This is a genomic window from Aliiglaciecola sp. (assembly GCF_039982535.1).
Lineage (GTDB): Bacteria > Pseudomonadota > Gammaproteobacteria > Enterobacterales > Alteromonadaceae > Aliiglaciecola.
On the sequence record NZ_JBDWYG010000022.1, the window covers coordinates 1 to 25,279 of the forward strand.

The following is a 25,279-nucleotide window of genomic DNA, read 5'->3' on the forward strand; positions in this document are numbered from 1 at the left end:
ATTTGAATTTCCAGGGAGATCTGCACGTCTAACCGCTTCTTTACGAAAGGCCTCGGTGTAAGGTTGAGCTTTCTTTTTACGTTCCATAAATCACCTCTAATCTAACTATAAGAGATGTCTACTTCTTTTGGGTAACTTCTAAACCTAACGCCCGCATAAATTGCGAATAGCAGTTGGCTAAACTTAGCGAAGAATGAGCGCCAGCCAACTGTTAGGCGTCAATTTAATGCGATTGTTATATGCTACCTTTCAACGTCTTTCAATGCGTTAACTAATTTTTCATGAGAGCTAACAGACCAAGTAAACTTATGATACTTGGCACTTTGAAGAAATTCGATTACTTGATCTGCATACTCTTTATTTAATTCTGGTTGATAAATTAAATTATCACTGATGATTAGTAAGATAATTTCGTCTATTTTTTTTATTGTCTCAAAACTACTTTCGTTAAAAGCGACTTTTCTGATTTTTCCCAGTTGATATAGAAATACGATTTCATTTAACACAACCTCTTGTTTTTCAAGTGTCTCAATTCGATATTGCTTTTCCTCAATAGACTGGGCAGAAAAGCTAATTAGAGAAATTAAAACAAAAAGACTAATGTATTTCACCTAAACCTCGGTAGCTTATAGACACAATGACTCCCTTTGATAATGCTAGCCTCCGCATTTTCGTGGGTTAGCTAAAAGCCAGTGCCATAATTAGTTTGCTAAAGACTAAATCATTTGGAGGCTAGCATGAACAAACATAGCATAATTTTTTTAGCATTGGATACTCACAAAGAATTTAACGAAGTGGCTTATTGCGAAGAACAAAGAGGGGCCGTACCTATTCGCTATGGTCGTATTCCATCTTCTAAAGTCAGTATCAAAAAGCTTATCCGCCAGTTTGAATCTAAATACCCAGGTGCAACATTACATGTTGTCTATGAAGCAGGACCTTGTGGCTATTGGATTTACAGATTGATTACCAGTTTAGGGCATTGTTGTTATGTCGTTGCCCCTTCTCTCATTCCTAAAAAGCCGGGGGAACGGATTAAAACGGACAGACGTGATGCTCTCAAACTTGTCAAGTTACTCAAGTCAGAAGACCTCACACCTATCTATGTCCCAGAGCCAGAAGATGAAGCTGTTCGTGATTTATCTCGCGCTCGTGAAGCGGCGATGAAAGACTTAAAAGAAGCTAAATACCAACTTAAGGCATTACTACTACGCAACAATATTCGCTACGCAGGCACAGCCAATTGGTCGAAAAAGCATTTGCGTTGGTTAACCGAGCTGATACTGTCCCACCCAGCTCAGCACATCGTTTTGCAAGAACAACTGCAAACCATTGAAGAACGAATACGTCGCTTAGAACGACTCGACAATGAGTTAACCCACCATGTATTTCAATGGCGATATTACCCTGTCGTAAAAGCACTGCAAGCAATGCGAGGTGTCCGGTTGTTAGTCGCTGTGGGTGTGGTGGCTGAGCTAGGCGATTTGCACCGTTTTGACCACCCAAGAAAACTCATGGCTTATCTCGGTCTGGTTCCCAGTGAACATTCTTCAGGCGGCAAACGACATTTAGGGGCCATTACCAAATGCGGTAATGGTCGAGCAAGGCGGTTACTCATTGAAGGCGCTCACAGTTATCGATACCCAGCCAATATCTCGACGGATATTCAACTGCGACAAGAAGGCTTACCCAAAGATATTGTTGATATTGCGTGGAAAGCACAACTGAGATTGTGTAAACGCTATCAACGTATGAATAAAAAAGGCAAACATTACAATTTAATCATTACTGCGATTGCCCGAGAAATGGCAGCCTACATTTGGGCTATCGCCAAAGAAGTGGTACTCACTCCTGTCGACCACAAACTAAGATTAAGTCGAGTACCCGCATGATTAAAAGCTTTGAGTTAACGCATTCGGATCAGGCCGCGGAATGTGACACAACCTACGAGGGCGTTATGATGGCAGTAACTTAACCGTTATTGATCCACGAGCATAGACTGATGAGAAGGTGTTACGGCGGAACGAGTAAGGTCAGCTCTGCTTATTCACTGAATAATTAACCTACGGATACCAGCAAGACAACCGACGACATTACTGCCTCATCCGGTGCGTTAGCTCAATTTATTTAAGTGCACGAATAAACTAATTATGGACCGAAAAAATGTCAGGAAGACACTCGGTTTTTATTGACAAAGGGAGTCATACCAACGCTTTAGTAAGGGGCGCACGCTTTTTGTGCGTCCCAACCCAACTTGTTGGGTGATCATAATTGACTTGTTATGTTTCATTCCTTGCCCTCAATACGGAGAATATGACTGGAGGAGAAAAAAACAGCAAAGCAAGAACGCCTGAAATCGCTAAGAACTTGATGTTAAAACCAAAGAAAAAGACCGATTGCAAGTAAACCTGATAGCTTACAAAAAGCATTGTCCACACTACAACAGAATTCCTCAGTTTGAACGAAACGACTTTTGACCTAAGTATTAACCCAATAACAATAATTCCTGTAACAGCGAGCAAGATATGGGTGTAGCTCAGCCTTCCTCCAAATTTTATTGCCAATGAGACCTGGTCGATAATAAGCAAAATCAACGCGAGAATATTCAAGTAGCAAAATCCTTTTAGAATACTCAATTACCCTCCTAAAACATAACTTTTAAATAAGGGGCGCAGGCATGTAGGGCATAATGGCGAAGCCGCCCCGCATGTATGCGTCTCAGCGAACGCAGTGAGTGACTTGATTTTTTTGTTATGTTTTGTTTTTAAAAACAACATACCGAAATATTAAAGCCTGAACCGAAGCAATAACGCCAAGCATCCAAGGGCCGTTAGTAGTGCCACTTACCAGTAAAAAGGTAACTGGTAAAATCAGGTAAAACAAATAGTTTGTTTTTTGGTACTTGCAAGCCAGCCAGTGAATTGGGAACCCGATAATTAACTAACCCACGATAGATACCAGTAAGAAAACTCCAATATAAAGCGAGAAAGTTACTAGTAGTCCGGGGATTTCGGAACTTAGCAAGTTATCATCGCGGATGAGAAAGATCGTTGGCAATAGTAAACTAGATGTCAGCAAGCTCCTTATTATTGCTTTATCCCAATCACCTAAGTACACATGCTCTCCTGAAAAACATAACGCTTATTATCGAGCATGTCGTATATGCAATTGCTCGTTTTGTTTTTAATTGTTGTCAATTAAGGCTCTTACCTTTTGATTTAATTAAGTATTTCCTGCCTTCATTCCCTCAAAATAATAAGAGATCCAAAAAGCAAAAGGAGACCTGACTTTAACGCGACTTTTACGCTTCCTATTAAAAACTATGTGAAGAATATTTTCCATAGTTAAATTAATAACTTATCGATTTTATGAAAAGCAAAGTGAGACTTGAAGAATTTACATAATAGGAAGCAATCTTGGCAATAATTAAAAATATGCATTATACCTGTATATAAATACAGCCTTATTTGCAGAGGGTAATATTATGTCAAAGTCACCTTTTATAGAATCTATTCGAATTATTTTACGGACCAAAAGGTATAGCATAAGAACTGAAAAGGCTTACCTTCATTGGATTAGGCGATTTATCTATTTCAACGGTAAGCGTCATCCTAAAGATATGGGTGAATTAGAGGTTGAACAGTTTTTATCACATCTTGCTATAGCGTTAAAAGTCTCGCCAACCACTCAAAATCAAGCCTTGTGTGCCGTGATTTTTATGTATCGTCATGTGCTTAAAATGGACTTGACTAATATGTCCTTTAAATTTGCTAAGACTCCTGTCCGTGTACCTGAAGTATTAAGTCATAATGATGCGTTTGCCGTTATCGATAAATTAACAGGGGTTCATCACACTATTGGGACATTAATGTATGGCGCGGGATTTCGTATATCTGAAGTACTGAAGCTGCGTGTAAAGGATTTTGATTTTGAACGAAACACTATTTTTATTTTTCGTTCAAAAGGCCAAAAAGACCGTATAACCATGTTTCCAGAATTGGCTAAACCCCAGATTAGGAAACAAATTCAAAAAGTGGAGTGTATTCATCAAAAGGACATTGATGAAGGGTATGGGCTGTCATCACTTCCACCTGCCCTAATTCGGAAATACGGGAAAGCTGCGACTAACTTATCTTGGCAATATATATTTCCGTCAACTACACGATGTGTTCACCCTTACGATGGCTATGTATGCCTTCATCACCTCCACCAAACAGGGTTTCGAAAGGCCTTAAAGAAAGCAGTGCAAGAAGCTGGTATTTTAAAACGGGTTACATCACATACCTTTCGCCATAGTTTCGCGACGCGATTACTTGAAACAGGGCATGACATCAGAGTCGTGCAAGAATTACTAGGGCATGATGATGTAAAAACCACGCAAATTTACACTCACGTTTTAGGTAAGCATAAATCTGGAGCAATAAGTCCGATGGATGCGAGATGAAATATCAAAAGTTGTTGCACTCCGCTTCAGCCACACTCTACGACCGACCGCTTTTAGGCTCAAAGCTGACAGTCAGAGAACTTATGCTCAACGACTGCAAATGGCACACAGCCGCCATTCAAATTTCAAAACTTGAACCAGTGCATCAAGCGAATTGAAGCAACGTTAGGCTGTTTTTTAAAGGCCAATTACCGAGACTTAAATACTTAACACCCTAAATGTTCATTCCTCAACCTCTGTTCTATTGCTGTTTCAAGCTCAACCGAAACCGGCTTCGTATTCTTAAGATAATATAGTGATTCAATGTACATATTTGGGAGTAAAGAAAGGAAATGAGCTTCACTACGATTATTAAATAACCACACCGTGGCATTACGACGCCATGCCATATAATAGGAACAAAAAAATGGAACTGGATATTCTATTACAGGGACAAGATCATGAACTAGATTGCTGGGTTGCGTTCGCTCTAATAACCATTTAGTCAAAAAAATTGTAATGGGACATTCAGTTAAAATACTATCAACGGCACCGTCCGTTACTCCGTTGTCCGTCTCTGTATAGATATCTACTTTGTTGTGGTTGAATTAGCCGGACGCTTCAATAAAGGATAAAATCCATTTATTGAGGTGTCAAAATGACTAAACGAACAAATAGAAGTTACGCAGCAGAGTTTAAACAAGAAGCTGTGGCATTAGTAACTGAGCAAGGTTATAGCGTTCCAAAGGCAACAGCGTCTTTGGGTATCACGGATAAGTTACTTTATAACTGGAAAGCCAAGTTTGAAGCAGAGCAAATGGGAGCTAGTCTAAATACTGATGATATGCTGAGCTGCTAAAGCTGCGCAAGGAAAATAAAGAACTAAGGATGGAAAAAGAGATATAAAAAAAGGCCAGCACCCTCCTGCTAAAGGAAACCAAGTAACGTTTAAAACCATTAAGCATCTCTCTTCAGTATTTCCTGTGGCCACACTCTGCAACATGATGAATGTCAGCCGAAGCGCTTATTATGCTTGGCTGAAACGCCCAGCAAAGCTCATTACAGCAGAGCAGCTTAATTTGTACCGAAAAGCCAAGGTTATATTCGAGAGAAGCCGAAATAGCTTAGGTTACCGATAGTTATGAAAACGGTGCTGTGGAGAGGGCTTTAAAGTCAGTGATTATGGCGTTCAGAAATTAATGTCTAAGCTTGGCTTAGTTGTGACGCAACGAGTGGCATACAAGGTAACAACCAGACGTAAACACAGTGATGCTGTTGCTGATAATTTATTGAATCAAAGCTTTAATCCTATTGCTCCTAATCAGGTATGGGCGGGTGACGTGACTTATTTAAGAACTGGCGAAGGCTGGATGTACCTAGCTATCGTCATGGATTTATATTCCCGCCGTATTGTTGGTTGGCATATTGATAAACGAATGACTACGGACTTAGTAAGTAAAGCGATGATAAAAGCTTATAACTTACGCCAGCCACCGAAAGACTTAATGTTTCACTCAGACAGAAGGTCACAATACACCAGTAAACAATATCGGAGATTATTATGGAGTTACGGCGTTAGAGCCAGTATGGGGGATGTTGGTGCGTGTTGGGATAATGCTGTTGTCGAACGCTTCTTCGGCAGCTTAAAACATGATTGGTTGTTGAAAGTCCCTCAGCCAACTCGTGAGAATATGAAAAGTGATGTGATGGCGAATATGCGCTATTACAATTTAGAACGGCTTCGTACTGCTAACGGTGATTTATCACCAGTAGAGTATGAACAAAGTTCCTTAAGAAAAGTGTCCTGAATTAGTTGTGCAGAACACTATTTGCATTATTTAGGTTAATGAGAATAGTTACCCCCAACTTACGAGTAAGTAAATCCAATTCTTATTTTTTCGCAACCTATCGGTAAATATACCATAATGATAATACTTGCATTTGCAAGCTTTGTAACTTTAAACTAACTGCGGCGCTCTCATTATCAAAATGAAAAATAAATTTATACACAATTTAATGCCAGTCTATTTTCGAGCAATCCTTAACGCCTTAGAAAATGAACTACAACCGTTCATTAAAAAACTAAATATCACTAAGCCAGAATTTGAAGTACTGCATGTGCTGGCAAATATTGCTGCCGCACGTGAAAAAGGAGTTCCACAAAAGTTTGTAACTTCGTTAAGTGGTATGAGCGACTATCAAATAACTCGTTTGATGATTTCGTTGGAAAACAAAGGCTTTATTAACAAATTGAAAAGTAAGGAAAGTAAGAGAGAAAAATTGATAGTGCTTACACAGCTTGGCATTGAAACAACAAATGAGATACCACAAACGTATTCTGAAGCCTGTCAAAACGTATTTTGCTCATTGTCGGATGAAGAGACGCGTCAAATACAAAGGCTATTATTGAAAATAAGAGGTGCTGCTGTACCGTAGTCGCACTCACTCATTAATACAGAATATTAGGTTGTAAGAGGTTATTGTAACCATACGCGTGCAGTTCACCATGCTGGAAAGAGTGTGTGTAGGCGATAAAGCATCTAGATAGCTCTCCAATACCGCCCATTAAACCTAAATCAATTAACCTAGCAGTTTTTCTCGCCGTGATTCAAAGAATTCAGTAAGGTCAGACTTTGTCCAATATCGTTTAACCCCGACTCTAATCGGCGGTGGCAAAGCCCCTTTTTCTACGTATCTTCTAATCGTTCCGTCCGTTACCCCAAGAGTTTTTATTAATTCATTTGCTGAAACCAAATCCATTTTCACTTCCTTTTTATATTTGTCTTCATTGACAAAAAATATTTTATCCTATGTTCAGAAATATCCAACAAAGTAGGTAAAAAATTTAATTCTTCGTAAAAATACGTATGAAACAAAGCCGCATAGAGTTCATCTAGGTGAAGCACTTTCAACTTATAAAATTTATCATAATAAAAGAAGTGGTAAGGAAGTAGCATTGTTAAAATGTAAGAGATCCAGAAAACTGGAATCAAAAAAGGGCGAATTGAATCTTTCCGAGAGATAATAAAAATAAGCTGTTAAAAAGTATACACCGAAATAAAATTGGTTTGATCCCACTAATATAGCGCGTACTTCAAACTAACCAATCCCAATGGTCTCTTTTTGGCACCTTCATAAAGGTTTGACTTTCAAATGTTAGTGGATACTAACGACAAGGGCGTGGAATTAATTGGTCGGTGTGAGAGGATTTGAACCTCCGACCCCTGACACCCCATGACAGTGCGCTACCAAGCTGCGCTACACACCGACCGAGCTGCGCAGTTTACTTATTTTTCGACACTTTGCAACGGCAAATATCGATTGCTATCGTTAATTGTTGATAGATTAACCAGTTTTCTATTCATTTAGCATTTTAAGGAAGCATTATAGAAAAAGTGTCGGATTATTTAACATTAATAAAAACTAATACCTCATTAAAACTAACAAATAATTTAAAAACAAATAGTTAGTAACTTGGCAGTATTTATGCTTATTTTTTGTACACCTGCGTAATTTTATAAAATTAAAGGACAATCAATGAAATCAATCACTCGGGTATTTAGTACAACTTTGCTTTTTTTCCTTTTTAGCTTAAACGCATACAGTTATCCGGTGTATTGGACCGATTGGCTCAGTGAAGACTCTCCATCTTCGGCTACTGGGCAATTAGATATTGGCGGCACTATTATTGATGTATCTTATACAAGTAGTAGTAATCATTATTTTACCCAAACCACGGGGGTAGGCACGGATTATTGGAGCGGCGATGCATATACCAATGGTGGTATTGATAATGCCCCTTCCGCTGCAGAACTCATTGCTTTAGGTAGTGCAGGCGAAGTTACCATTTCTTTCAGTTCTGCAATTGAAAACGTGTATATCGCAATTAATAGTTGGAATGGGCAGGATGCGTTATTTAGCACACCAATTGAGTTTGAAAGCACAGGCTCTGGCTACTGGGGTAACGGCACCGCTACTATGAATAGCAGTGGTGACGGGTTTACCGCTAGTGGCGAATTACATGGTGTTATACTTGCTGCAGGAAGCCATACCTCAATTAGTTTTACACACCTAACTGAAGTTTGGCACGGTTTTACCATTGGCGTTGCCGGTGAAGCAGATATTGTTGACCCCGACCCTGACGATATTCCAGAACCCTCTTTAATTGCAATTTTTGCCTTAGGGTTACTTATGTTAGGTCGACTCCAACTAAAAAAACACTAATCAAAATTACTTTGACTAAATTCTAACAGCCCCGATTTAACGGGGCTTTTTTTCGTATTTATAACCATTGCCTTAAAAGCTGTTTGATTAACTTTCCATCCACCAGCTTAAAGTTCTGAGGTGCAATGGGTAGGCGGTTTCGTCCATCTTGAACCACCAATAAACCATCTGGCAGCTTGGAACCTAAACTGATAGACGTGAGCTCCAAACCATCGGTTTCGGAAACGCCATCTAGTCCTGCTGCGAAATCCATATCAATGTGAAAGCTACCTAAATAACGGGCATTTTCGTCTAACGCGAAGACACCAAAGCTGTTGTTTCCTTGACTCGAAGCCACTAAATAGCGCTTATCGTCCATGACATATATGCCCATGCCCTCTACATCAGCAACAAAAGTGCTGGAGGTGGTAGCAATGAGTCTTGGAGCTGCTTTGCTTGGCGCTGCACTAACTTGCCAAATCCCCGTTGATTCCTCACCAAAGTACAATTGCTGATTTTCATCATCGGCTACGCAACCTTCTGGTTGGCTTGGCACCTGGAACTCACGAATTAATTTACCTTTAACCCCATCATTATTAGGGATTAATACATATTGTTGAAAACGCCCGTCGGTGTCATTCACAAAAACATGATATTCATTGTCTTGTTGGTACATGCAAAGGCCATAAACGTCCGCTAAATCCGTTGGGATATCTGACAAAAACGCCATTTCACCGCTATCCTGCTGCAATGAGAACAGGGTGATACTATTAGTTGAACGGTTGCTGGCAGCGGCCAAATCAAAGGTACGGCCACCTTGTGTAAAACCGTAACGGACATCCACATTGTTAACTCGGCCAACATTCAGTTCTTGTAGTAAGTTGCCTTGCAGATCGTAGAGCATCATGCCCTGCTTTTTATTGGTGCCTAAGATACGGCTTTGCGCTGGAGTTGATGTATTTATCCAAATTGCCGGATCATCGGCAGCATCCCCAAAGACTTCCATAGGTTGGGTTTGTGCAAATGGCACTACACTGGCAAATTCAGGCTCAGGCGTTTTTGGCTTGGAGACTGGTACCTGCACTTTTACTTGTGAATAGACGCTGTGTTCATCATCAAAAATACCTAAAAGCAGTGATGAAGATTGCAGCAGCCCATTAATCGTTTCTGGTTTGTCTGTGCCGCTTAACGGTATAAAGCGTGTATTATTGTGATCTTGTCCATGGATATGCCATACACCTTGTTGCTCTGGAGTGCTAAGCAACACATCGCCATTATCTAGCACGTCAACATGGGTAATTTCCCCTTCCAACTGACCAAAAGGTTTGACCGCAGCGACCAAGTCACGGACGAGTTCAGCTTCAGGATCAGCAGGATATTGCCATAAGCCAATATTCTCTTCGACTAAATATAGAATGCCCGCATCGTCATCAACCCCACAATTTTTGGTCTCCAGAGTACCGATAAATTCATGGACAGGCACATCAACCAGGCTCTGAGTTTTGCCATCAACCACAATACGTTGTTCTACCTTACCTTGCGCATCGGCAATAAATACTGACAAATGTCCTTGGGGCATTTGATACCAGCAGAGTGCTTCCACCTGCCCTTCTGGATGTGAAAGGCTCGACAGTAACGACAATTGTTTGCTCTGCCAATCCAGTCCTAATACCAATATTTGTTGATTATTATTGTCGTTAGTTGTGATCAGCCCAAGGGTTTTATTGCCTATTTGGATGTTGTTCCGCCAATCGAGCATTTCCATGTTACCGGCAAAGGAGCTAAGAGTTTGTCCTTGGCCATCAACCAATAGGATGCCTTGCGCCTCACTGGTGAGCAGCCAATATTGCTCGCCATTATGCATAATAGGCAGGGCTGATTTACCTGCCACTAGGCTACTTTCAGGGGCTAATAGTGGACGGGTTTGATTAATTTCTGTTTGTTGTTGTTGTGCCGCAACATTGCTCGACTGCACAGCATTTTCGGTTTGACAGGCACTGAGAACAGCAGATACCGCAATCCATAAGTAAAGTGATTTCATATTCATTTTTTGCCCATACTATAGTGATAAAGACGCTGCCCAGAGGCGCTAACAAATTGTACTAACATAGTGTCATCAGCAACCGAGACCGTTAAAAAACCGGCTTCGCTGACCGCATATTGGGTAAATTCTCGCTGCTGCACCTCGCGCAATTCTGAACCTGCACCAGACACAAAATGCTCTACTTGTTTGCCTGCAGGACGGTTATGTTGCAGATCATGTTCGTGGCCTGCAAAGTACGCATCTACCTCGTATTGTTCGAAAATTGGTTCTAATACCTGCTGTATTCCAGCGGTTTTGCCATAACGTTTGCCACTGGAGTACAACGGATGATGTCCAATTACAATTTTCCACTTAGCCTTAGAGTTGGCTAAATGCTGTTTAATCCAGTTTACTTGCTTTTCAGCATCTTGCTTTTGAGTTTCGGCGTACTTAGGCCTATTTTTGTATTCTGGGTTAAGTGGATTGGTATCGATAAACAACATTAATATTTCGCTGTTATCACCCACCTGAAAGGTTTTTGCATAGTAAGGTGCTGGAAACTCCCAGCGACGACTGTGTTTAGAATAATCGATTTGCGCTTGCCAATTACCTCGGTAATCGTGATTTCCCAATGTGGGATACCAATCTTCAAATAAATTAGGACCATCATATATTTGTTCAAACGAGGTTTGCCAATAGGGGTCGTCCACCGAGGCGATGCCATTTGAATAAAAGTTGTCACCCGTTGTTGCAATAAACTCACCGTCGAGTTGCTGCATGACAATATCCATCATTCGAGCCACAGGTTTTTGCTGATAGTGGCCATTGCGGCCCCAGTCACCTAATACCAAAAAGCTCAAGCTATTAGGCGGAGTTTCTAAGTCTTGAACCTTGTGCGTGTTATAAAAGTCGTGATCATGCACCTGCTGACTAAAGGTACTCATCGAACTTAACGCTAAGACTGTTAATATTACAAATCTAACTAACATTGTTATTCCAGATTGTGGGAAAACTAAAAAGAGACAAAATAACCAATAGCAATGGCCTTTAGGATAAACGAGGACGATAAACTCACCTCGTATACCCTAAGTTCCGTTGCTATTATGTAGCGCTATAACATCCAACTAAATCCAAGTTCAAAGGTGCGACCGTACTCTTCATACTGAGCGTTGACACTGCGCTGGTCGAAGTAATTATAAAAACCTTCGTCGGTGATATTGATTGCGTTGAAGTACAGATACATGTTCTGTTTAATAAAATACTTACTGGTAAAATCGAGTTGCTGGTGATCGTCTTCCATGCGGATCAAATCGCCATCAATTTCCTCTAAATTTTCACTCTTGTAAGTCATGGTTAAGCGTAAACTCATTGAATTACTTTCGTAACCTACAGTGACGTTACCAATTTTGTCTGATTGATTAGGCAATGATGTTTCAAAACGCTCACCGTCTAACAAGGTGGTAGCATCTGAGCTTGAAAAGGTTCCATTGGCAGATAACAACAGCCCATTATCGAAGGCTTTTACCCAAGATAATTCCAGGCCGCTAACCTTAGCCGATTCACCATTGATAGGTTGCATCACCTCGTCAAAACCATCCCATTCTGGCAAGTCTGCAACATCGGCAGTGATAACAAAATTATCGATATTTTTATAAAAATACCCTGCCGAAAGCACGCCAATATCCCCAGGATAGTATTCTAAGGTTAAATCAAAGTTATCCGACTCAAATGGATTCAGCTCAGGATTACCCACTTCTGCTTCACGCTCGGTGATAAACTCACCATCATCTTCTTCGGTTTTTGATTCAATAATTTGAAACGCTGCTGCATCCTCGAATTTAGGACGTGAAAGTGTTTGTGTGAAGGCTGCACGGGCAATCAGTTTATCAGTAAACTCATAACGCAGATTCAAACTTGGCAACAAGTGATCATAACTTCTCTCACTCTGCCAAGGTGTATTCACTACCTCTTCTACATCGGTCTGCTCGTTTTCAATTAGCTCCACTCGCATACCAGAGGTATCAAAATCTGTATCCTCATAACGAACACCCGCTACGACAGTCAATTTTTGCCACTCGTATCGGCCCATAATGTAAGCTGCAAAAATATCTTCATTGCTCACATAAGACGCTCCGTTAGATTCAACTTCGGAATCAAGTTCGGCCAGTTCGAAACTCTCAGCGTTCTGGTTAAAGTATTGGCGTAAACCTGAGCGGTCTAAGCCGGGACCAAAGTCACCTAAGCCCCAATCAGGCTGATCAATTGCGAACATTGAGGGATCGATGTCATCAAAATCGCCGTCATAAATGAAAATGTTAGCAGTAGTGTTTTTTTCACGGGCGCGATATTTTGCCCCAAACTTCAACTCAAATGAGCCATCTTGCAAGTCGAATAGGCGGGTAAAATCCGCTTTGAGCATGGTTTCAGTATCTTCTGCAAGACTCTTTTCCAAACTCACTTCATCTAATTCATAGTTTCCTAAATCCATCGCCCCAGCATCTTGGGTGATCTGAGGGATCTGCCCCTGCATATCAGAGTCAATTGCCATATTTTCACCCACGAAGGTGTAATATAGGGCTTTTGGATCATCCTCATCGGCTTTTGAATACCCCATCTGATATTCAACCAACCAATCCTCTATGTGATGTTCGCCACCTGCGGAGATGGATAAGATAGTCTGGGTTTCTTCACGATCTTTACTTCCGCGTTCAACTTCCGAGTCTTCACCATCGAAGGTAAAGGTGTTAGCCATGCGATATTCATCATCGGCAAAGCTACTGTATAGGGTGCGTAAATAATAACGATTGTTAAAATCGGGGCGAAAATCTAAGTTCACAGCTGCGCCTATGCGCTCTCGTGAAATACTGTAATAACGTTGTTCTATTTCATCATCACCATTAGATTCAATATTGTCAGAGCCGAAGTCACGTTTGGCGTATGACAATGCTGCCGCTACCCCAAAGACGTCATCAAATACATTGGTCACACTACCAGATATTTTTGGACTAATTTCATCTCGTAACTGATTTTGACTAGCCTGCACATTCACACTAGCACTGGTGCCTTGACGGTCAAATGCACTTAAACTTTTCACTTCAATTGAACCGCCAATGGCGTCTGCATCCATGTCTGAGGTAACGGATTTTGATACCTCCAAGCCTTGGATCAACTCCGAAGGGATCACATCTAATGCCACAGAACGCACGCCACCCTCAGGTGATGGCACGTTTACACCATTGATGGTGACATTATTAAGGTTTGGATCAATACCACGGATACCAACAAAGCGTCCTTCGCCTTGGTCTCGCTCAATGGATAAACCCGGTAACCGCTGTAATGCTTCCGCGGCATTCTGATCGGGGAATTGGCCGATGGCATCTGCCGATACAATGGATTTAATACTATCGGCAACCCGTTGCAAATTAATCGCACTGGCCTGCCCTGCTCGCTGACCATAAACGATCACATTTTCCAACTCTTTGACTGGCGCTCCTATGGGAATATCTTGCTGTAGGATTTTTCCACCGCTAATCACTACCGGCACTTCGATGGTTGGCGTACCTAGGTATTTCACCACTAAGGTGTAGTTACCTTCAGGCAAATTAGCAAAACGAAAACTTCCATCTCGTCTGGAAATGGTGCTTTGCCCAAGCTCTTTAATATTAACTTCAGCACCTTGAATTAACTTAGTTTGGCTTTTATCCGTAAGTAACCCTTGAATTCCGCCTTCATCAGCTAGCACAGATTGACTGGTAAGTGCTGCGAAGCACGCCATGGCTAAAGTGGATTTAATCATTTTCATTATAACGTCTCTGGTTGCAATCTAAGGTTTGGGTTTGTTGGCGAGACAACCTAATTAGCAGCAATGACATTTTTATGACAGGCAAGCGAATACTTGTCGCGATCCCCCGCTTAAATCAACCATTTAGACAGCATAATCAAGCTCTTTGAGCTTATTTGACCTCCCATCTATGCCCCATTGTTTATAGGATTGTTTAAAATCTTTTCCTCATATTTGTTAGCAGTTTCATTATATTGTCATTTTCATGAGCCAATATGACCCCCTAGCTGCGCTGAAACTATGTCAGCATTAAAATCAACAGCAGCATACGAGTATTGTCATGAACCTTTCTTTGTTAGCCCATCATCAACGATTATTTTCCGTCACCTGTGCATCTTTGGCGCTTTCTTTATCTTTGAGCATTGGTTTAGGTGAAGCCAAAACCATAGCAGAGATTTCATGGCTAGATATTATTGGCGAAGGCAGCGTAGCTCTGTTGTCGTTGCTTTGGATTTTTTTCCTGTTGGTTAGTCGCCCTCCCGGCAGAGTGACCTCAGCATTGGTGTTGGGATTAAGCTGTTTTTTGTTTTCTGCCAATTTGGATTTAGTCGATGAAGTCATGTCTTATCATAATGCCGCTTCTGTACTGAGCATGATTGAATCAATCCCAGCTGCTTTAGGCATGTTGATTATGAGCTACGCCTTATATCAATGGCATAAAGAACAATTGGTTTTAAATAAACAATTGCAAAAACGAGAGTCGGCGTTACGAGAGCACCATCAAGTTGACTTCATTACTGCCTTGTATAGTGCTGAATACATGCGCACCCAAATCGACTCGGCGCTAAACAACAATCAGCCCCCAGAATTTTCTGTAGTCATGTTAGATATCGACGATTTTGATGGTTTTAACCGCCAGTTTGGCCACGATCAAGGAGATCGATTGCTTCGTGAACTGTCAGACTTAATTCTGATGAATTTGCGGGCCACAGACTTGGCCTGCCGCTATGCCGGAGACCGCTTTATTTTGTTGTTTCCGAATACCGATTTAGCCACCGCAGAAAAAATCGCAGGACAAATCAAAACCGCCATTGCCAACATCGCCTTTAAACCCTCGCCGTCAGCGGAATCTGTTTACCACCAACTGAGCTTTGCAGTAGAGACAGCCATCTCAGGGGATGCAACTGAAAACTTATTGCACCGTGTGAGCCGCCGATTAGAAAAGTTTAAACAACGGACAAAACAGCCTATTCATCAGTACACCTTAAGCAGTTCTGCCAATGGCCCCAATGGTTTAAAGCATGATGGAAATAGCCATGGCTGAAAGCGATTTTTATAGCATTGATGATAAAGTGATCCCAGCCTACCAACTGGCGGCCAGTATTTTGGATTTCTGTCGTTCACGAGGCGTGAATAAACACAAATTATTGCGAGGAACCGGCATATTTGACGAAGATCTTGTTTCTGATAAAACCCTCAGTTGCCAGCAACTACTGCAGTTAATGAAAAATGCCGAGTCTTTAACACCAGGCCACGATTGCACATTTTTATTGGGTAAACGCTTATTTCCTGGCAGCTATGGAGCAATTTCCAACGCGTTAATGCACACACGTAATTTAACCGATGGATTTAGAATACTGGCAAGCAATCGCAGTCAGATTTGTCCTTTTTTAGATTTAAAGCATTACTCGAGTCAGCAACACCATTATGTATTAATCACCGACGCCATAGGTTCTCAGGAGCAATTTAAGTTTATTGCGGAGTTGTATTGCACCGCCTTAGTGTCATCGGTGAAATTGATTTTAGGTCAACGCATTCCATTTGAGTTTAACTTTCCATTCCCCAGACCCAAATATATTCAAGAATACGAAGTTCATTTAGGCCATAGGTTGAATTTTTCACAACCCACCATGAGCATTCGTTTGCAAAAAAAGTGGTTGGATACTTTTGGGCTAAACCCCAGTGACAGATTAAAACATCATGCATTGCGCCAGTGTAAACAAGCATTGATGCCTAAAAAAGGGTTCGTGGAAGCTGTGCGCTGGACACTAGGCAAACATGCTGAATATGGCTTACAAAACGTTGCTGAGCAGTTTTCCATGAGCCCGGCCACTTTTAAACGCAAACTGAAACAGCATGGCTATCACTTTCAGCAAATTCATGATGAGGTGGGAAAACAGCAAGCCATTTATCTGCTACAAATGCAGCAACTGAGCAACGAAGAAACCGCGCACTTGATGCAATTTAGTGATATTCCGAATTTCCGCCGTTCGGTCAAACGTTGGACGGGATTAACCCCAAGTCAGCTTAGAATGACAATCCACAACTGAGTGAGTTAAACCTAACTAGATAGGTTTTCAGGATTTATCGTCAGCGCTGATTCGGCTGGCAATGGCCCCATCTTGATTACGATATTTTGCATCAGCACGACTGCTATAGGGTTTTTCAGCGTAATCAGACAAGACTTCAAAACTGATAGCACCAATTTTCATCTTAGGTTTTAACGCCAGAGGTAGTTTACCGCTATTAAAAAACTCTAAAACAATATTTCCCGACCAGCCTGGATCGATGCGGTGGGCGGTAACGTGTACCATCAAGCCCAAACGAGCCAATGACGAACGTCCATCTAACCAACCAACTATATTCGCTGGTAAGGTGACAGATTCATGGGTGACGGCTAAGGCTAATTCCCCTGGGTGAAGGAAAAAGGATTTGTCATCGGGAACAACAATTTCGTCGCTCATCACCGTATTCATAGCTTCTTGAACTTCTGCTTTAGGGCCACTAAGATCGATAAAAGGAGCGGTATGATCTTCGAAAACTCGAAACTTATTGCCAAGTCGGATATCCACGGTTACACCACTGATTTCAGAATAATCAGGTTCAGGAGAAATCGAAATTTTGCCTTCTTGTATGTATTGAAAGATATCTTTATCACATAAGCGCATAAAATATTCTCTGTAAGTGTACCGCGCAACCTGCGGTGTTTGGTTTAAAGCTCAATTCGCGCACATTATGATCGCCAATGTGTCCTTGTTCAATGTTTTTCAACAATTGGAATGGAATCATCAGTATTTAAGGTTTTGCTGTAGGCAAGTTGTTGTGACATTTTTTTCGCTGCATGCAAATATCCTTGTGCCAGTTCGCTATCTGGCTGGGCAATAATTAACGGCGTACCTTGGTCGGCATGCTCGCGAATTTGAATATCTAAGGGTAGCTGGGCGAGTAATTCTAAGCTTTGCTCTTTCGCTAAGGTTTGCCCACCACCACTGGCGAACACAAACTCTTTATTACCGCATTTACGGCATTGGAAATAGCTCATGTTTTCCACCACCCCCAACACCGGAATATTCACTTTGTTAAACATGGCAATGCCCTTTGTGGCATCGGCCAAGGCGATATCCTGAGGTGTTGTCACCACTACCGCAGCCGTTAAAGGTACCATTTGCGCCATGGTTAATTGAATATCCCCCGTTCCTGGTGGCATATCCACAATCAAATAATCTAATTCAGGCCATAGAGTTTCGTTAAGAATTTGCTGTAGCGCTTTACTGGCCATGGGCCCACGCCACACAGCGGCATCTTCATTCGGCACTAAATAACCAATGGAATTTGCCACCACCCCCTGACAACTTAAAGGGATCATGTGTTTATTGTCTTCGCTTTGGGGTTTTGCATTAGGATTGCCCAACATAATGGGCACCGAGGGACCATAAATATCTGCATCCAAAATCCCGACTTTCGCACCTTGTGCCTGTAATGCAAAAGCTAAATTGACCGCGGTGGTCGACTTGCCCACCCCGCCTTTACCTGATGCTATGGCAATAATGTTTTTGATCTTATTGAGGCGATTGACTTTGGTTTTTTTCGCGGCGATTTCACAGCTTAAGATCACCTTACTGGCATCTAACCCCAATTCATCGATACCGTCCAATATCACTGGAAAATCTTGTTCACAGACAAAGGGGAAACAAAATTGCAGATTCTGCGCTGTTTGGGTCAGACAATCCGAGGTTTGCGTTTCAGACAAGCTCAACATTTGGCCAATGAGCTGACAAATTTGCTGTATCTGAGCTTGATTAAAGATGATATTCGACAAAGGTGACTCCTTTTGATGCAATTTATCTGAATTTCTGTCGTTTTGCTAATGCATTAAGGCTGCATTTTCGTTACCATTTGCGTCCTTTTTTCAACTAATCAAGACTCGTAATCAAACATGCCAAATCAGCCACGTAAAATACTCGTCACCAGTGCCTTACCTTATGCCAATGGTTCTATCCATTTAGGCCACTTACTGGAACACATTCAAACTGATATATGGACACGTTATCAACGAATGCGAGGCCACCAATGCTACAGTGTTTGTGCCGATGATGCACATGGTACACCTGTTATGCTAAAAGCCCAGGAGTTAGGAATTACCCCTGAGCAAATGGTAGCGCAGACCCGTGCGGAACATCATCAAGACTTATTAGATTTTCATATTGAATACGATAACTACTATGTTACCCATTCGGATGAAAACAAAGAGCTTTGCGAAGAGATTTATAATCGCTTAGATAAATCCGGTTATATTAGCAAACGTACCATTAGTCAGTTGTATGATCCGGAAAAGAACATGTTCTTGCCAGACCGTTTCATCAAAGGTACTTGCCCGTCTTGCAAAGCGGAAAATCAAAATGGCGATAGTTGTGACGTTTGTAGCGCAACGTATAGCCCAACCGAAGTGATCAACCCTCGCTCTGTGGTTTCTGGTGCTACGCCTATTTTGAAAGATTCAGAGCATTACTTCTTTGACTTGCCTAAATTTGAAAACATGCTTAAAGATTGGCTTGTTAGTGGTGCATTGCAAGAAGAGATAGCGAATAAACTAAAAGAGTGGTTTGACGAAGGTTTGCAGCAGTGGGATATCAGCCGCGATGCACCTTATTTTGGGTTTGAAATTCCTGGTGCACCGAACAAATTCTTCTATGTTTGGGTAGATGCCCCAGTGGGTTACATGGCAAGTTTCAAAAACTACTGTAACCAACATGATATTGATTTCGATAGTTTTTGGAACCCTGACTCTGATGCTGAGTTGTATCACTTTATTGGTAAAGACATCACTTACTTCCACTGCTTGTTCTGGCCAGCCATGCTAGAAGGCGCTGGCTACCGTAAGCCTACTGGGGTTAATGTGCACGGTTTTGTCACCGTAAATGGGGCGAAAATGTCTAAATCTAGCGGTACCTTCATTAAAGGTCGTACTTATCTAGATCATCTAAACCCAGAATATCTTCGTTACTATTACGCATCTAAATTGAGTGATGGCGTCACAGATATTGATTTGAATCTGGAAGATTTTGCTCAAAAAGTAAATTCTGACTTAGTCGGCAAAGTCGTTAATATCGCCAGTCGTTGTGCTGGGTTTATTACCAAACGTTTTGACGCTACCTTATCGGATAATGTTATTGAGCCTGAATTGCTTGCCCAATTTAAACAAGCCTCTGATGACATTGCCAACATGTATGAAAAGCGTCAGTACAACCGTGCTATCCGTGAAATTATGGCACTAGCAGACAAAGCCAACCAATTCATTGATGCCCAAGCACCTTGGGTTACCATCAAAGAAGAAGGTAAAGAACAATACACCCATGACGTTTGTTCATTGGGTATCAACTTGTTCCGTATCTTGGTGGTTTATCTGAAACCTGTGTTGCCAAAATTGGCAGAACAAGCGGAAGCTTTCCTTAACGACAACCTTGATTGGGACAGTGCACAGCGTGACTTGGGTAAACACCAAATCAATAAATTTAAAGCCTTGATGCAGCGTGTTGATATGGACAAGGTGAATGCAATTATTGAAGACTCAAAAGAAAATCTTGAGCCTAAGAAAGCCCCAGCGCCTGCTCCTAAAGCATCGGCAGATGCCAGCCCATTGGATAAAGATCCCATTGGCGAAACCATTAGCTTTGACGACTTTGCTAAAGTCGACCTGCGCATCGCTAAGATAGCCAAAGCCGAGCACGTGGAAGGGGCAGATAAATTACTGCGTCTTCAATTAGACTTAGGCGGTGACACTAAACAAGTCTTTGCGGGTATCAAGTCGGCTTATCAACCTGAAGAGTTGGAAGGTAAGTTAACGGTAATGGTGGCCAACTTAGCTCCTCGCAAAATGCGTTTCGGTTTGTCGGAAGGCATGGTTTTAGCGGCCGGTCCTGGTGGCAAAGACCTGTGGATTATGGAACCCCATGAAGGTGCACAACCTGGTATGAAGGTGAAATAAGCGGTTCTACTAGGGTTAAATAATCATCTTAAGGCGTTCATAATGAACGCCTTTTTTTATGGCCGAAGAGATAACCTAATGCCCGTGGGCAAAGCTCTAACGGCTATCCGCACTATTTTTCTGCATTGATGTCCGTACACTTGCCCCCACCGTTGAAAACTTCGGAGAAGGTTTCCATTTCGGCTTAATTAAAGACAGAGGAACCACACGCTTTTTAGCCACTATGACGTAAATACTGGAAAAAATAGGTAAATACTGCCGACAAAAGGATTCTATAGCGGAAAAAATCCGGGATTTACGTTTAAACAACAAACTAGAAAACACCAGTTGATGTTGTTCGATGGTTTCGAACCCGAGTAATTGTAACCAGTCATTTATGCGCATACTGCTAAAAAAACGGGCTTCTCTTAACACCTTATTCGACTTTAAAGGTAGATAGCGAAAAATGCCGGCTAAACTAAAAGGATTAAAACCAACAATTACAACATGACCATTGGGAATTAAGGTTCTATCCACTTCCCTTAAAATTTGATGGGGGTCTTTTGAAAAATCTAATTCATGGGCTAACAAATAAGCATCAATACTATTTTCGCTAAAGGGCAACTCATGGCTTTTGGCAATCACCTTGCCCCCTTTGAGGTTTTGATGTTGCTCAAGACACTTATCATCAACCACGTTAACAATGTGTTTGATAGCACATTCCGGTAAATCGATTTGACTGCTCAAACAGCCTAATTTAACTAAATGATAGCCAAAAAAGCGCCGACTGCTTGTCTCTATGCTAGTTTGCACATGCTGTTTCATGTCTTCACCCACCGGCAAAGCTTGCCAAGATGTGGGGTAAATCGGTTTTTTAGAAATTAAAGCAGGCTTCATATTGTCCAAACAATTGCGCAGCTACCAACAACTTCTTATAGTACAACACTAGCGAAGCGACACAAGCAAGGTAATTATGTCTCAAACAACACAAACTCAGTCAAAGCTTTCAGTTTTTCCAATTCCCGCTTTCACCGATAATTATATTTGGTGTATTCATAACGGTGTAAATTGTTGGGTGGTTGACCCTGGTGATGCCAAGCCTGTAATAGATTATATTCAAGCAGAAGGTTTAACCCTAAAAGGCATTTTAATCACCCATCATCACAGTGACCATACCGGAGGAATATTATCCCTCGTTAAATACGCACCACAGATCCCCGTGCTAGGACCAGAGTATGGTAGTATTCAAGGCTTAACAACAAGATTGCAAGATGGCGACTCAGTGGTGCTCGATTTCTTGGATCTTGAATTAGCGGTGTTTGAGGTACCAGGCCATACCCTAGACCATATTGCATTTTACGGCCAAAATATGCTGTTTTGTGGAGATACCTTATTTTCAGCGGGTTGTGGAAGGCTGTTTGAAGGAACACCACAACAAATGCATGAATCTTTGGGGAAATTAATGAAACTCCCAGCACAAACTAAGGTCTATTGTACCCACGAGTATACTTTAGTTAATGTGGATTTTGCGCTAAATGTAGAGCCTGACAACAGTGCTTTACACGCCTATGCAGATTGGGCAAAACAACAAAGAAAGCAGGGATTACCTACCCTGCCGACGAATATCGAACAACAAAAAGCGATCAATCCGTTTTTACGCGCGCAACAGGATGAAATAAAAAATAATGCAGAACAATTTGTTGGCAAGAAGTTATCCAACGAAACCGAGGTTTTCGCCGCAGTCAGGCAATGGAAAGACAATTTTTAGTGGAGCCAATGATAACGCTCAAACCGGAATTTTTAAAACCGCAATGAAAATGACTTCGTTTTCATTGTTAATGGTATTAGCGGGTTGCCAAACGTTTATGGCGGAATCCCATGGGGAAACGGAAAAACAAACCCATCAAGAACAACTCATCGCCGAGCAAATATCAAAAAGCTGCGAACAAAAACATGCTTTAGCCGATGAACTTTTTGATTGTACCTCTGCCTCCCACGGCACCATTCCGGTCACTCACCCCACGGAAATAGTCGAAATAACCGTTGAGCCAGATAATTATGTAGAGTTACCCGCGGATGAAATTGCGGATAATAACGATTCATCTAAAAGCCCCGAGAACCTTTGGCTGAGAATTAAACAGCAATTAACCTTTCCTATTCCCGACAATGACCGCTTAAAAGCGCAAAAAAACTGGTACCTGAAACACCCTCACTATATGCAACGTGTTGCTACCCGTGCCAAACCTTTTATGCACTACATTGTTGAACAAATAGAAAAAAATCAAATGCCCCTAGAGCTGGTTTTTTTGCCCATAGTAGAAAGCGCATTTGACCCTTTCGCTTACTCCCATGGACGCGCTGCAGGCATGTGGCAATTTATCCCAGGCACGGGCAAGCGTTTTGGCATGAAACAAACCTGGTGGTATGACGGCAGACGAGACGTGGTGGCATCCACTGAAGGAGCAATTGCCTACCTCACTTATTTGCATGATATGTTTGATGGTGACTGGTTACATGCATTAGCCGCATACAATTCAGGTGAAGGTAGAGTAAGAAGTGCCATTAGACGCAATAAAAAAGCCGGTAAACCAACGGATTTTTGGTCATTAGATTTGCCCAAAGAAACCCGTGCTTATGTGCCTAAACTATTAGCCCTGAGCAGTATTTTAAAAGATGCTGATGATAACAACATTGTATGGACAGCCATCCCAAATAAACCTTTTGTTAAGGTAGTTGATGTTGAGACACAAATCGATCTTGCCCTGGCAGCGGATCTTGCAGGCTTAACCCTCAAAGAGCTACATTCGTTAAATGCCGGCTTCAACCGCTGGGCAACAGACCCTGATGGCCCTCACAGACTGCTTTTACCCATTGAAAGTGTTGATAAATTTGAGCTGGCGTTAAATAAAATTGAAGAAAATGAGCGCCTCAACTGGGTTCGCCACAAAATCAAAAGCGGCGACAGTTTATTGAAACTGGCTAAACAGTATCACACCACCGTCAATGTCATTAAAGGGGTGAATGATATGCAGGGGAATATGATCCGAGTAGGAGAATATATTTTAGTGCCCGTATCACTAAAATCTCTAGACACCTACTCCCTTTCCCAGGAGCAGCGGCTAGCAACGACTCAGTCTAAACCTCGCGGTACCTATTCCTTAAAGCATAAAGTAAAAAGCGGTGATACCTTTTGGGATCTCAGCCGCAAATACAAAGTTGATATGCGCAGCTTAGCCAAATGGAATGGTATGGCACCAAATGATCCCTTAATGCCCGGCAAAGATTTAGTAATCTGGGTGAAACAGGCATCGGAGTCTCAGCGTAAAGATGCGGTAATGCGCACGTTAACCTACACCGTTAGAAAAGGAGATTCATTGGCTCGTATTGCGAATAAATTTAAGGTTAACTTGGGCGATCTAAAACGATGGAACCAAGATAAACTGCGTAAATATTTACAGCCTGGGCAAAAAATAAAAGTCTATGTGGACGTGACTCGCACTTAAGTGATTAACGAGAGAAAGTGAAAAGGAATGAACGATGCTGGGGTTTAATCGAAACAACCTGAATAAAAGTCATGAAGGACCATGGCTTTTACTCGACTTGGTAATGCTGGGATTGTTGTTCATTAATCTTATTTGGATTATCTTTGACTCCCTTTACAGCACCGAAATTGTCAAACAATCATTGGCTTATGTGTCTGAATCTTTAGTGACAGGTTATGCGCCTATTCACAAAAACTTTTTGTTAATCGATTTGGCGTTTGTTGCGGTTTTCCTGACCGAATTTTGTTTGCGCTGGATAGTGGCAGTAGTTAAAAAGACCTATCTAAGATGGTATTTTTTCCCGTTCATCCACTTCTATGATTTGATTGGTTGTATCCCCCTCGGGGCCGCGCGAATATTCCGATTCTTACGGATATTCTCCATTTTGCATCGCCTGCATAAATATGAAATTATTGACCTTAGACGTACGGCCTTGTTTCGCTTTATCGCATTCTACTACGATGTATTTGTAGAAGAACTGTCTGATCGCATTGTTGTAAAAGTCCTGTCCGATGCACAAAAGGATATCGCCGCAGGCTCACCTTTGGTGGAAGATATCACTCAAAATGTCTTAGCCTCTAGGCTACCGGTAATAACCCGATGGACAGCCTCGGTGATGAGTCATATTGGTGAATCTATTGAGCACAATGATCATGGTGAGTCTGTCAGACAGCATGTGAGTAATAGTGTTGGTAAAGCAGTGACCGGCAACCCACAAATTTCAAGCTTAAAGTTAGTACCTGTGCTTGGCTCAACCATTGAACGCACCTTGGAGTCAGCGGTGACAGATATTGTCACCCAGTCTATAGTGAACCTGCTCAAAGACATGACCCCAGAAAAAATCGACGATTTTGTCAAACACGGAATTGGTCGTTTCTCAAGTGAAGATGAAGCGTTAGATGATGAAGTGCTGGCCGTGGTCAATGAATGTATCGAGTTGATAAAACATCACGTTTCACAGCAGCGTTGGAAGTCAGAGTTTGAAGAAAAAACCTCCCCCAGCGCAGATTTGATCAAACAAACCGACCCGCACCCCCCCCCAAAATTGTAGGTAGGGGATTTA

The 25,279-nt window shown here is 41.7% G+C and carries 18 protein-coding genes, 1 tRNA gene and 1 pseudogene; 11 read left to right on the forward strand and 9 right to left on the reverse strand.

The genetic code is table 11. The features are described from left to right. Positions 1-242: 242 nt before the first annotated feature. Positions 243-611 carry a hypothetical protein gene (locus ABJV04_RS04695; RefSeq protein ID WP_348490149.1) on the reverse strand — a complete coding sequence of 123 codons (369 nt, stop codon included), beginning with the start codon at positions 609-611 and terminating at the stop codon, positions 243-245. Between the two features lie 126 nt (positions 612-737). Between ABJV04_RS04695 and ABJV04_RS04700 the strand changes: the two genes are divergently transcribed. From ABJV04_RS04700 to ABJV04_RS04715, 4 genes and pseudogenes are all read left to right on the forward strand, one after another. Next, positions 738-1,892 (forward strand): IS110 family transposase, encoded by a 1,155-nt coding sequence (locus ABJV04_RS04700; RefSeq protein WP_348490150.1) that lies wholly within the window; start codon positions 738-740, stop codon positions 1,890-1,892. A gap of 1,592 nt (positions 1,893-3,484) precedes the next feature. After that, positions 3,485-4,444: an integron integrase gene (locus ABJV04_RS04705; protein WP_348490151.1), complete on the forward strand. Its 960-nt coding sequence runs from the start codon at positions 3,485-3,487 to the stop codon at positions 4,442-4,444. 637 nt (positions 4,445-5,081) lie between these two features. Next, positions 5,082-6,231 (forward strand): annotated as a pseudogene (locus ABJV04_RS04710) (IS3 family transposase). A 181-nt stretch (positions 6,232-6,412) separates the two neighbouring features. Next, entirely contained in the window at positions 6,413-6,859 is a 447-nt protein-coding gene (locus ABJV04_RS04715) for a hypothetical protein (RefSeq protein ID WP_348490152.1), read from the forward strand. A 144-nt stretch (positions 6,860-7,003) separates the two neighbouring features. Here ABJV04_RS04715 and ABJV04_RS04720 read toward each other — a convergent pair whose 3' ends face one another. Together ABJV04_RS04720 and ABJV04_RS04725 are read right to left on the reverse strand one after the other, a co-directional pair. Next, positions 7,004-7,183 (reverse strand): helix-turn-helix domain-containing protein, encoded by a 180-nt coding sequence (locus ABJV04_RS04720; RefSeq protein WP_348490153.1) that lies wholly within the window; start codon positions 7,181-7,183, stop codon positions 7,004-7,006. A gap of 431 nt (positions 7,184-7,614) precedes the next feature. Next, a tRNA-Pro gene (locus ABJV04_RS04725) sits at positions 7,615-7,691 on the reverse strand. A gap of 269 nt (positions 7,692-7,960) precedes the next feature. Between ABJV04_RS04725 and ABJV04_RS04730 the strand changes: the two genes are divergently transcribed. Then, positions 7,961-8,647: a hypothetical protein gene (locus ABJV04_RS04730; RefSeq protein ID WP_348490154.1), complete on the forward strand. Its 687-nt coding sequence runs from the start codon at positions 7,961-7,963 to the stop codon at positions 8,645-8,647. A 58-nt stretch (positions 8,648-8,705) separates the two neighbouring features. On the opposite strand, the gene ABJV04_RS04735 is transcribed toward ABJV04_RS04730, so the two are convergent. The 3 genes from ABJV04_RS04735 to ABJV04_RS04745 all read right to left on the reverse strand — a co-directional run bounded on the left by ABJV04_RS04735 (position 8,706) and on the right by ABJV04_RS04745 (position 14,451). Then, the gene (locus tag ABJV04_RS04735) at positions 8,706-10,667 is read right to left on the reverse strand and encodes a phytase (protein ID WP_348490155.1); all 1,962 of its coding nucleotides are present in this window, start codon (positions 10,665-10,667) and stop codon (positions 8,706-8,708) included. A 2-nt stretch (positions 10,668-10,669) separates the two neighbouring features. Then, on the reverse strand, positions 10,670-11,638 hold the full coding sequence (locus tag ABJV04_RS04740; protein ID WP_348490156.1) for a tartrate-resistant acid phosphatase type 5 family protein: 969 nt from the start codon (positions 11,636-11,638) through the stop codon (positions 10,670-10,672). Positions 11,639-11,760: 122 nt separating this feature from the next. After that, the gene (locus ABJV04_RS04745; protein ID WP_348490157.1) at positions 11,761-14,451 is read right to left on the reverse strand and encodes a TonB-dependent receptor; all 2,691 of its coding nucleotides are present in this window, start codon (positions 14,449-14,451) and stop codon (positions 11,761-11,763) included. Positions 14,452-14,770: 319 nt separating this feature from the next. On the opposite strand from ABJV04_RS04745, the gene ABJV04_RS04750 reads away from it, so the two are divergent. Further along, entirely contained in the window at positions 14,771-15,754 is a 984-nt protein-coding gene (locus ABJV04_RS04750; protein ID WP_348490158.1) for a diguanylate cyclase, read from the forward strand. Beyond that, positions 15,747-16,760, forward strand: coding sequence for an AraC family transcriptional regulator ligand-binding domain-containing protein (locus tag ABJV04_RS04755; RefSeq protein WP_348490159.1), 1,014 nt, complete (start codon positions 15,747-15,749; stop codon positions 16,758-16,760). Before ABJV04_RS04750 ends, ABJV04_RS04755 begins: the two co-directional genes overlap by 8 nt. A gap of 27 nt (positions 16,761-16,787) precedes the next feature. Here ABJV04_RS04755 and dcd read toward each other — a convergent pair whose 3' ends face one another. Continuing rightward, complete coding sequence (dcd, locus tag ABJV04_RS04760; protein ID WP_348490160.1) at positions 16,788-17,378, reverse strand: dCTP deaminase; 591 nt, start codon at positions 17,376-17,378, stop codon at positions 16,788-16,790. 89 nt (positions 17,379-17,467) lie between these two features. Beyond that, positions 17,468-18,529, reverse strand: coding sequence for an iron-sulfur cluster carrier protein ApbC (gene apbC, locus ABJV04_RS04765; protein WP_348490161.1), 1,062 nt, complete (start codon positions 18,527-18,529; stop codon positions 17,468-17,470). Between the two features lie 117 nt (positions 18,530-18,646). Here apbC and metG point away from each other — a divergent pair, with 117 nt between their 5' ends. Beyond that, the gene (gene metG / locus ABJV04_RS04770; protein ID WP_348490162.1) at positions 18,647-20,695 is read left to right on the forward strand and encodes a methionine--tRNA ligase; all 2,049 of its coding nucleotides are present in this window, start codon (positions 18,647-18,649) and stop codon (positions 20,693-20,695) included. 96 nt (positions 20,696-20,791) lie between these two features. Here metG and ABJV04_RS04775 read toward each other — a convergent pair whose 3' ends face one another. Then, on the reverse strand, positions 20,792-21,571 hold the full coding sequence (locus tag ABJV04_RS04775; RefSeq protein WP_348490163.1) for a methyltransferase domain-containing protein: 780 nt from the start codon (positions 21,569-21,571) through the stop codon (positions 20,792-20,794). Between the two features lie 76 nt (positions 21,572-21,647). On the opposite strand from ABJV04_RS04775, the gene gloB reads away from it, so the two are divergent. Genes gloB through ABJV04_RS04790 form a run of 3 tightly spaced genes read left to right on the forward strand, consistent with a single transcriptional unit; the run spans position 21,648 to position 25,267 of the window. Continuing rightward, positions 21,648-22,442 carry a hydroxyacylglutathione hydrolase gene (gloB, locus tag ABJV04_RS04780; RefSeq protein ID WP_348490164.1) on the forward strand — a complete coding sequence of 265 codons (795 nt, stop codon included), beginning with the start codon at positions 21,648-21,650 and terminating at the stop codon, positions 22,440-22,442. A gap of 43 nt (positions 22,443-22,485) precedes the next feature. Continuing rightward, a complete protein-coding gene (locus ABJV04_RS04785) occupies positions 22,486-24,177 on the forward strand; it encodes a LysM peptidoglycan-binding domain-containing protein (RefSeq protein ID WP_348490166.1) in 1,692 nt (563 codons plus the stop codon). A 34-nt stretch (positions 24,178-24,211) separates the two neighbouring features. Continuing rightward, positions 24,212-25,267, forward strand: a complete 1,056-nt coding sequence (locus ABJV04_RS04790; protein WP_348490165.1) for an ion transporter — start codon at positions 24,212-24,214, stop codon at positions 25,265-25,267. Positions 25,268-25,279: the final 12 nt, after the last annotated feature.

Bases quoted from the DNA above. Each gene is read 5' to 3' on its own strand.
- ABJV04_RS04700 (WP_348490150.1), top strand. From the start codon at position 738: ATGAACAAACATAGCATAATTTTTTTAGCATTGGATACTCACAAAGAA.
- ABJV04_RS04705 (WP_348490151.1), top strand. From the start codon at position 3,485: ATGTCAAAGTCACCTTTTATAGAATCTATTCGAATTATTTTACGGACC.
- ABJV04_RS04715 (WP_348490152.1), top strand. From the start codon at position 6,413: ATGAAAAATAAATTTATACACAATTTAATGCCAGTCTATTTTCGAGCA.
- ABJV04_RS04720 (WP_348490153.1), bottom strand. From the start codon at position 7,183: ATGGATTTGGTTTCAGCAAATGAATTAATAAAAACTCTTGGGGTAACG.
- ABJV04_RS04730 (WP_348490154.1), top strand. From the start codon at position 7,961: ATGAAATCAATCACTCGGGTATTTAGTACAACTTTGCTTTTTTTCCTT.
- ABJV04_RS04735 (WP_348490155.1), bottom strand. From the start codon at position 10,667: ATGAAATCACTTTACTTATGGATTGCGGTATCTGCTGTTCTCAGTGCC.
- ABJV04_RS04740 (WP_348490156.1), bottom strand. From the start codon at position 11,638: ATGTTAGTTAGATTTGTAATATTAACAGTCTTAGCGTTAAGTTCGATG.
- ABJV04_RS04745 (WP_348490157.1), bottom strand. From the start codon at position 14,451: ATGAAAATGATTAAATCCACTTTAGCCATGGCGTGCTTCGCAGCACTT.
- ABJV04_RS04750 (WP_348490158.1), top strand. From the start codon at position 14,771: ATGAACCTTTCTTTGTTAGCCCATCATCAACGATTATTTTCCGTCACC.
- ABJV04_RS04755 (WP_348490159.1), top strand. From the start codon at position 15,747: ATGGCTGAAAGCGATTTTTATAGCATTGATGATAAAGTGATCCCAGCC.
- dcd (WP_348490160.1), bottom strand. From the start codon at position 17,378: ATGCGCTTATGTGATAAAGATATCTTTCAATACATACAAGAAGGCAAA.
- metG (WP_348490162.1), top strand. From the start codon at position 18,647: ATGCCAAATCAGCCACGTAAAATACTCGTCACCAGTGCCTTACCTTAT.
- ABJV04_RS04775 (WP_348490163.1), bottom strand. From the start codon at position 21,571: ATGAAGCCTGCTTTAATTTCTAAAAAACCGATTTACCCCACATCTTGG.
- gloB (WP_348490164.1), top strand. From the start codon at position 21,648: ATGTCTCAAACAACACAAACTCAGTCAAAGCTTTCAGTTTTTCCAATT.
- ABJV04_RS04785 (WP_348490166.1), top strand. From the start codon at position 22,486: ATGAAAATGACTTCGTTTTCATTGTTAATGGTATTAGCGGGTTGCCAA.
- ABJV04_RS04790 (WP_348490165.1), top strand. From the start codon at position 24,212: ATGCTGGGGTTTAATCGAAACAACCTGAATAAAAGTCATGAAGGACCA.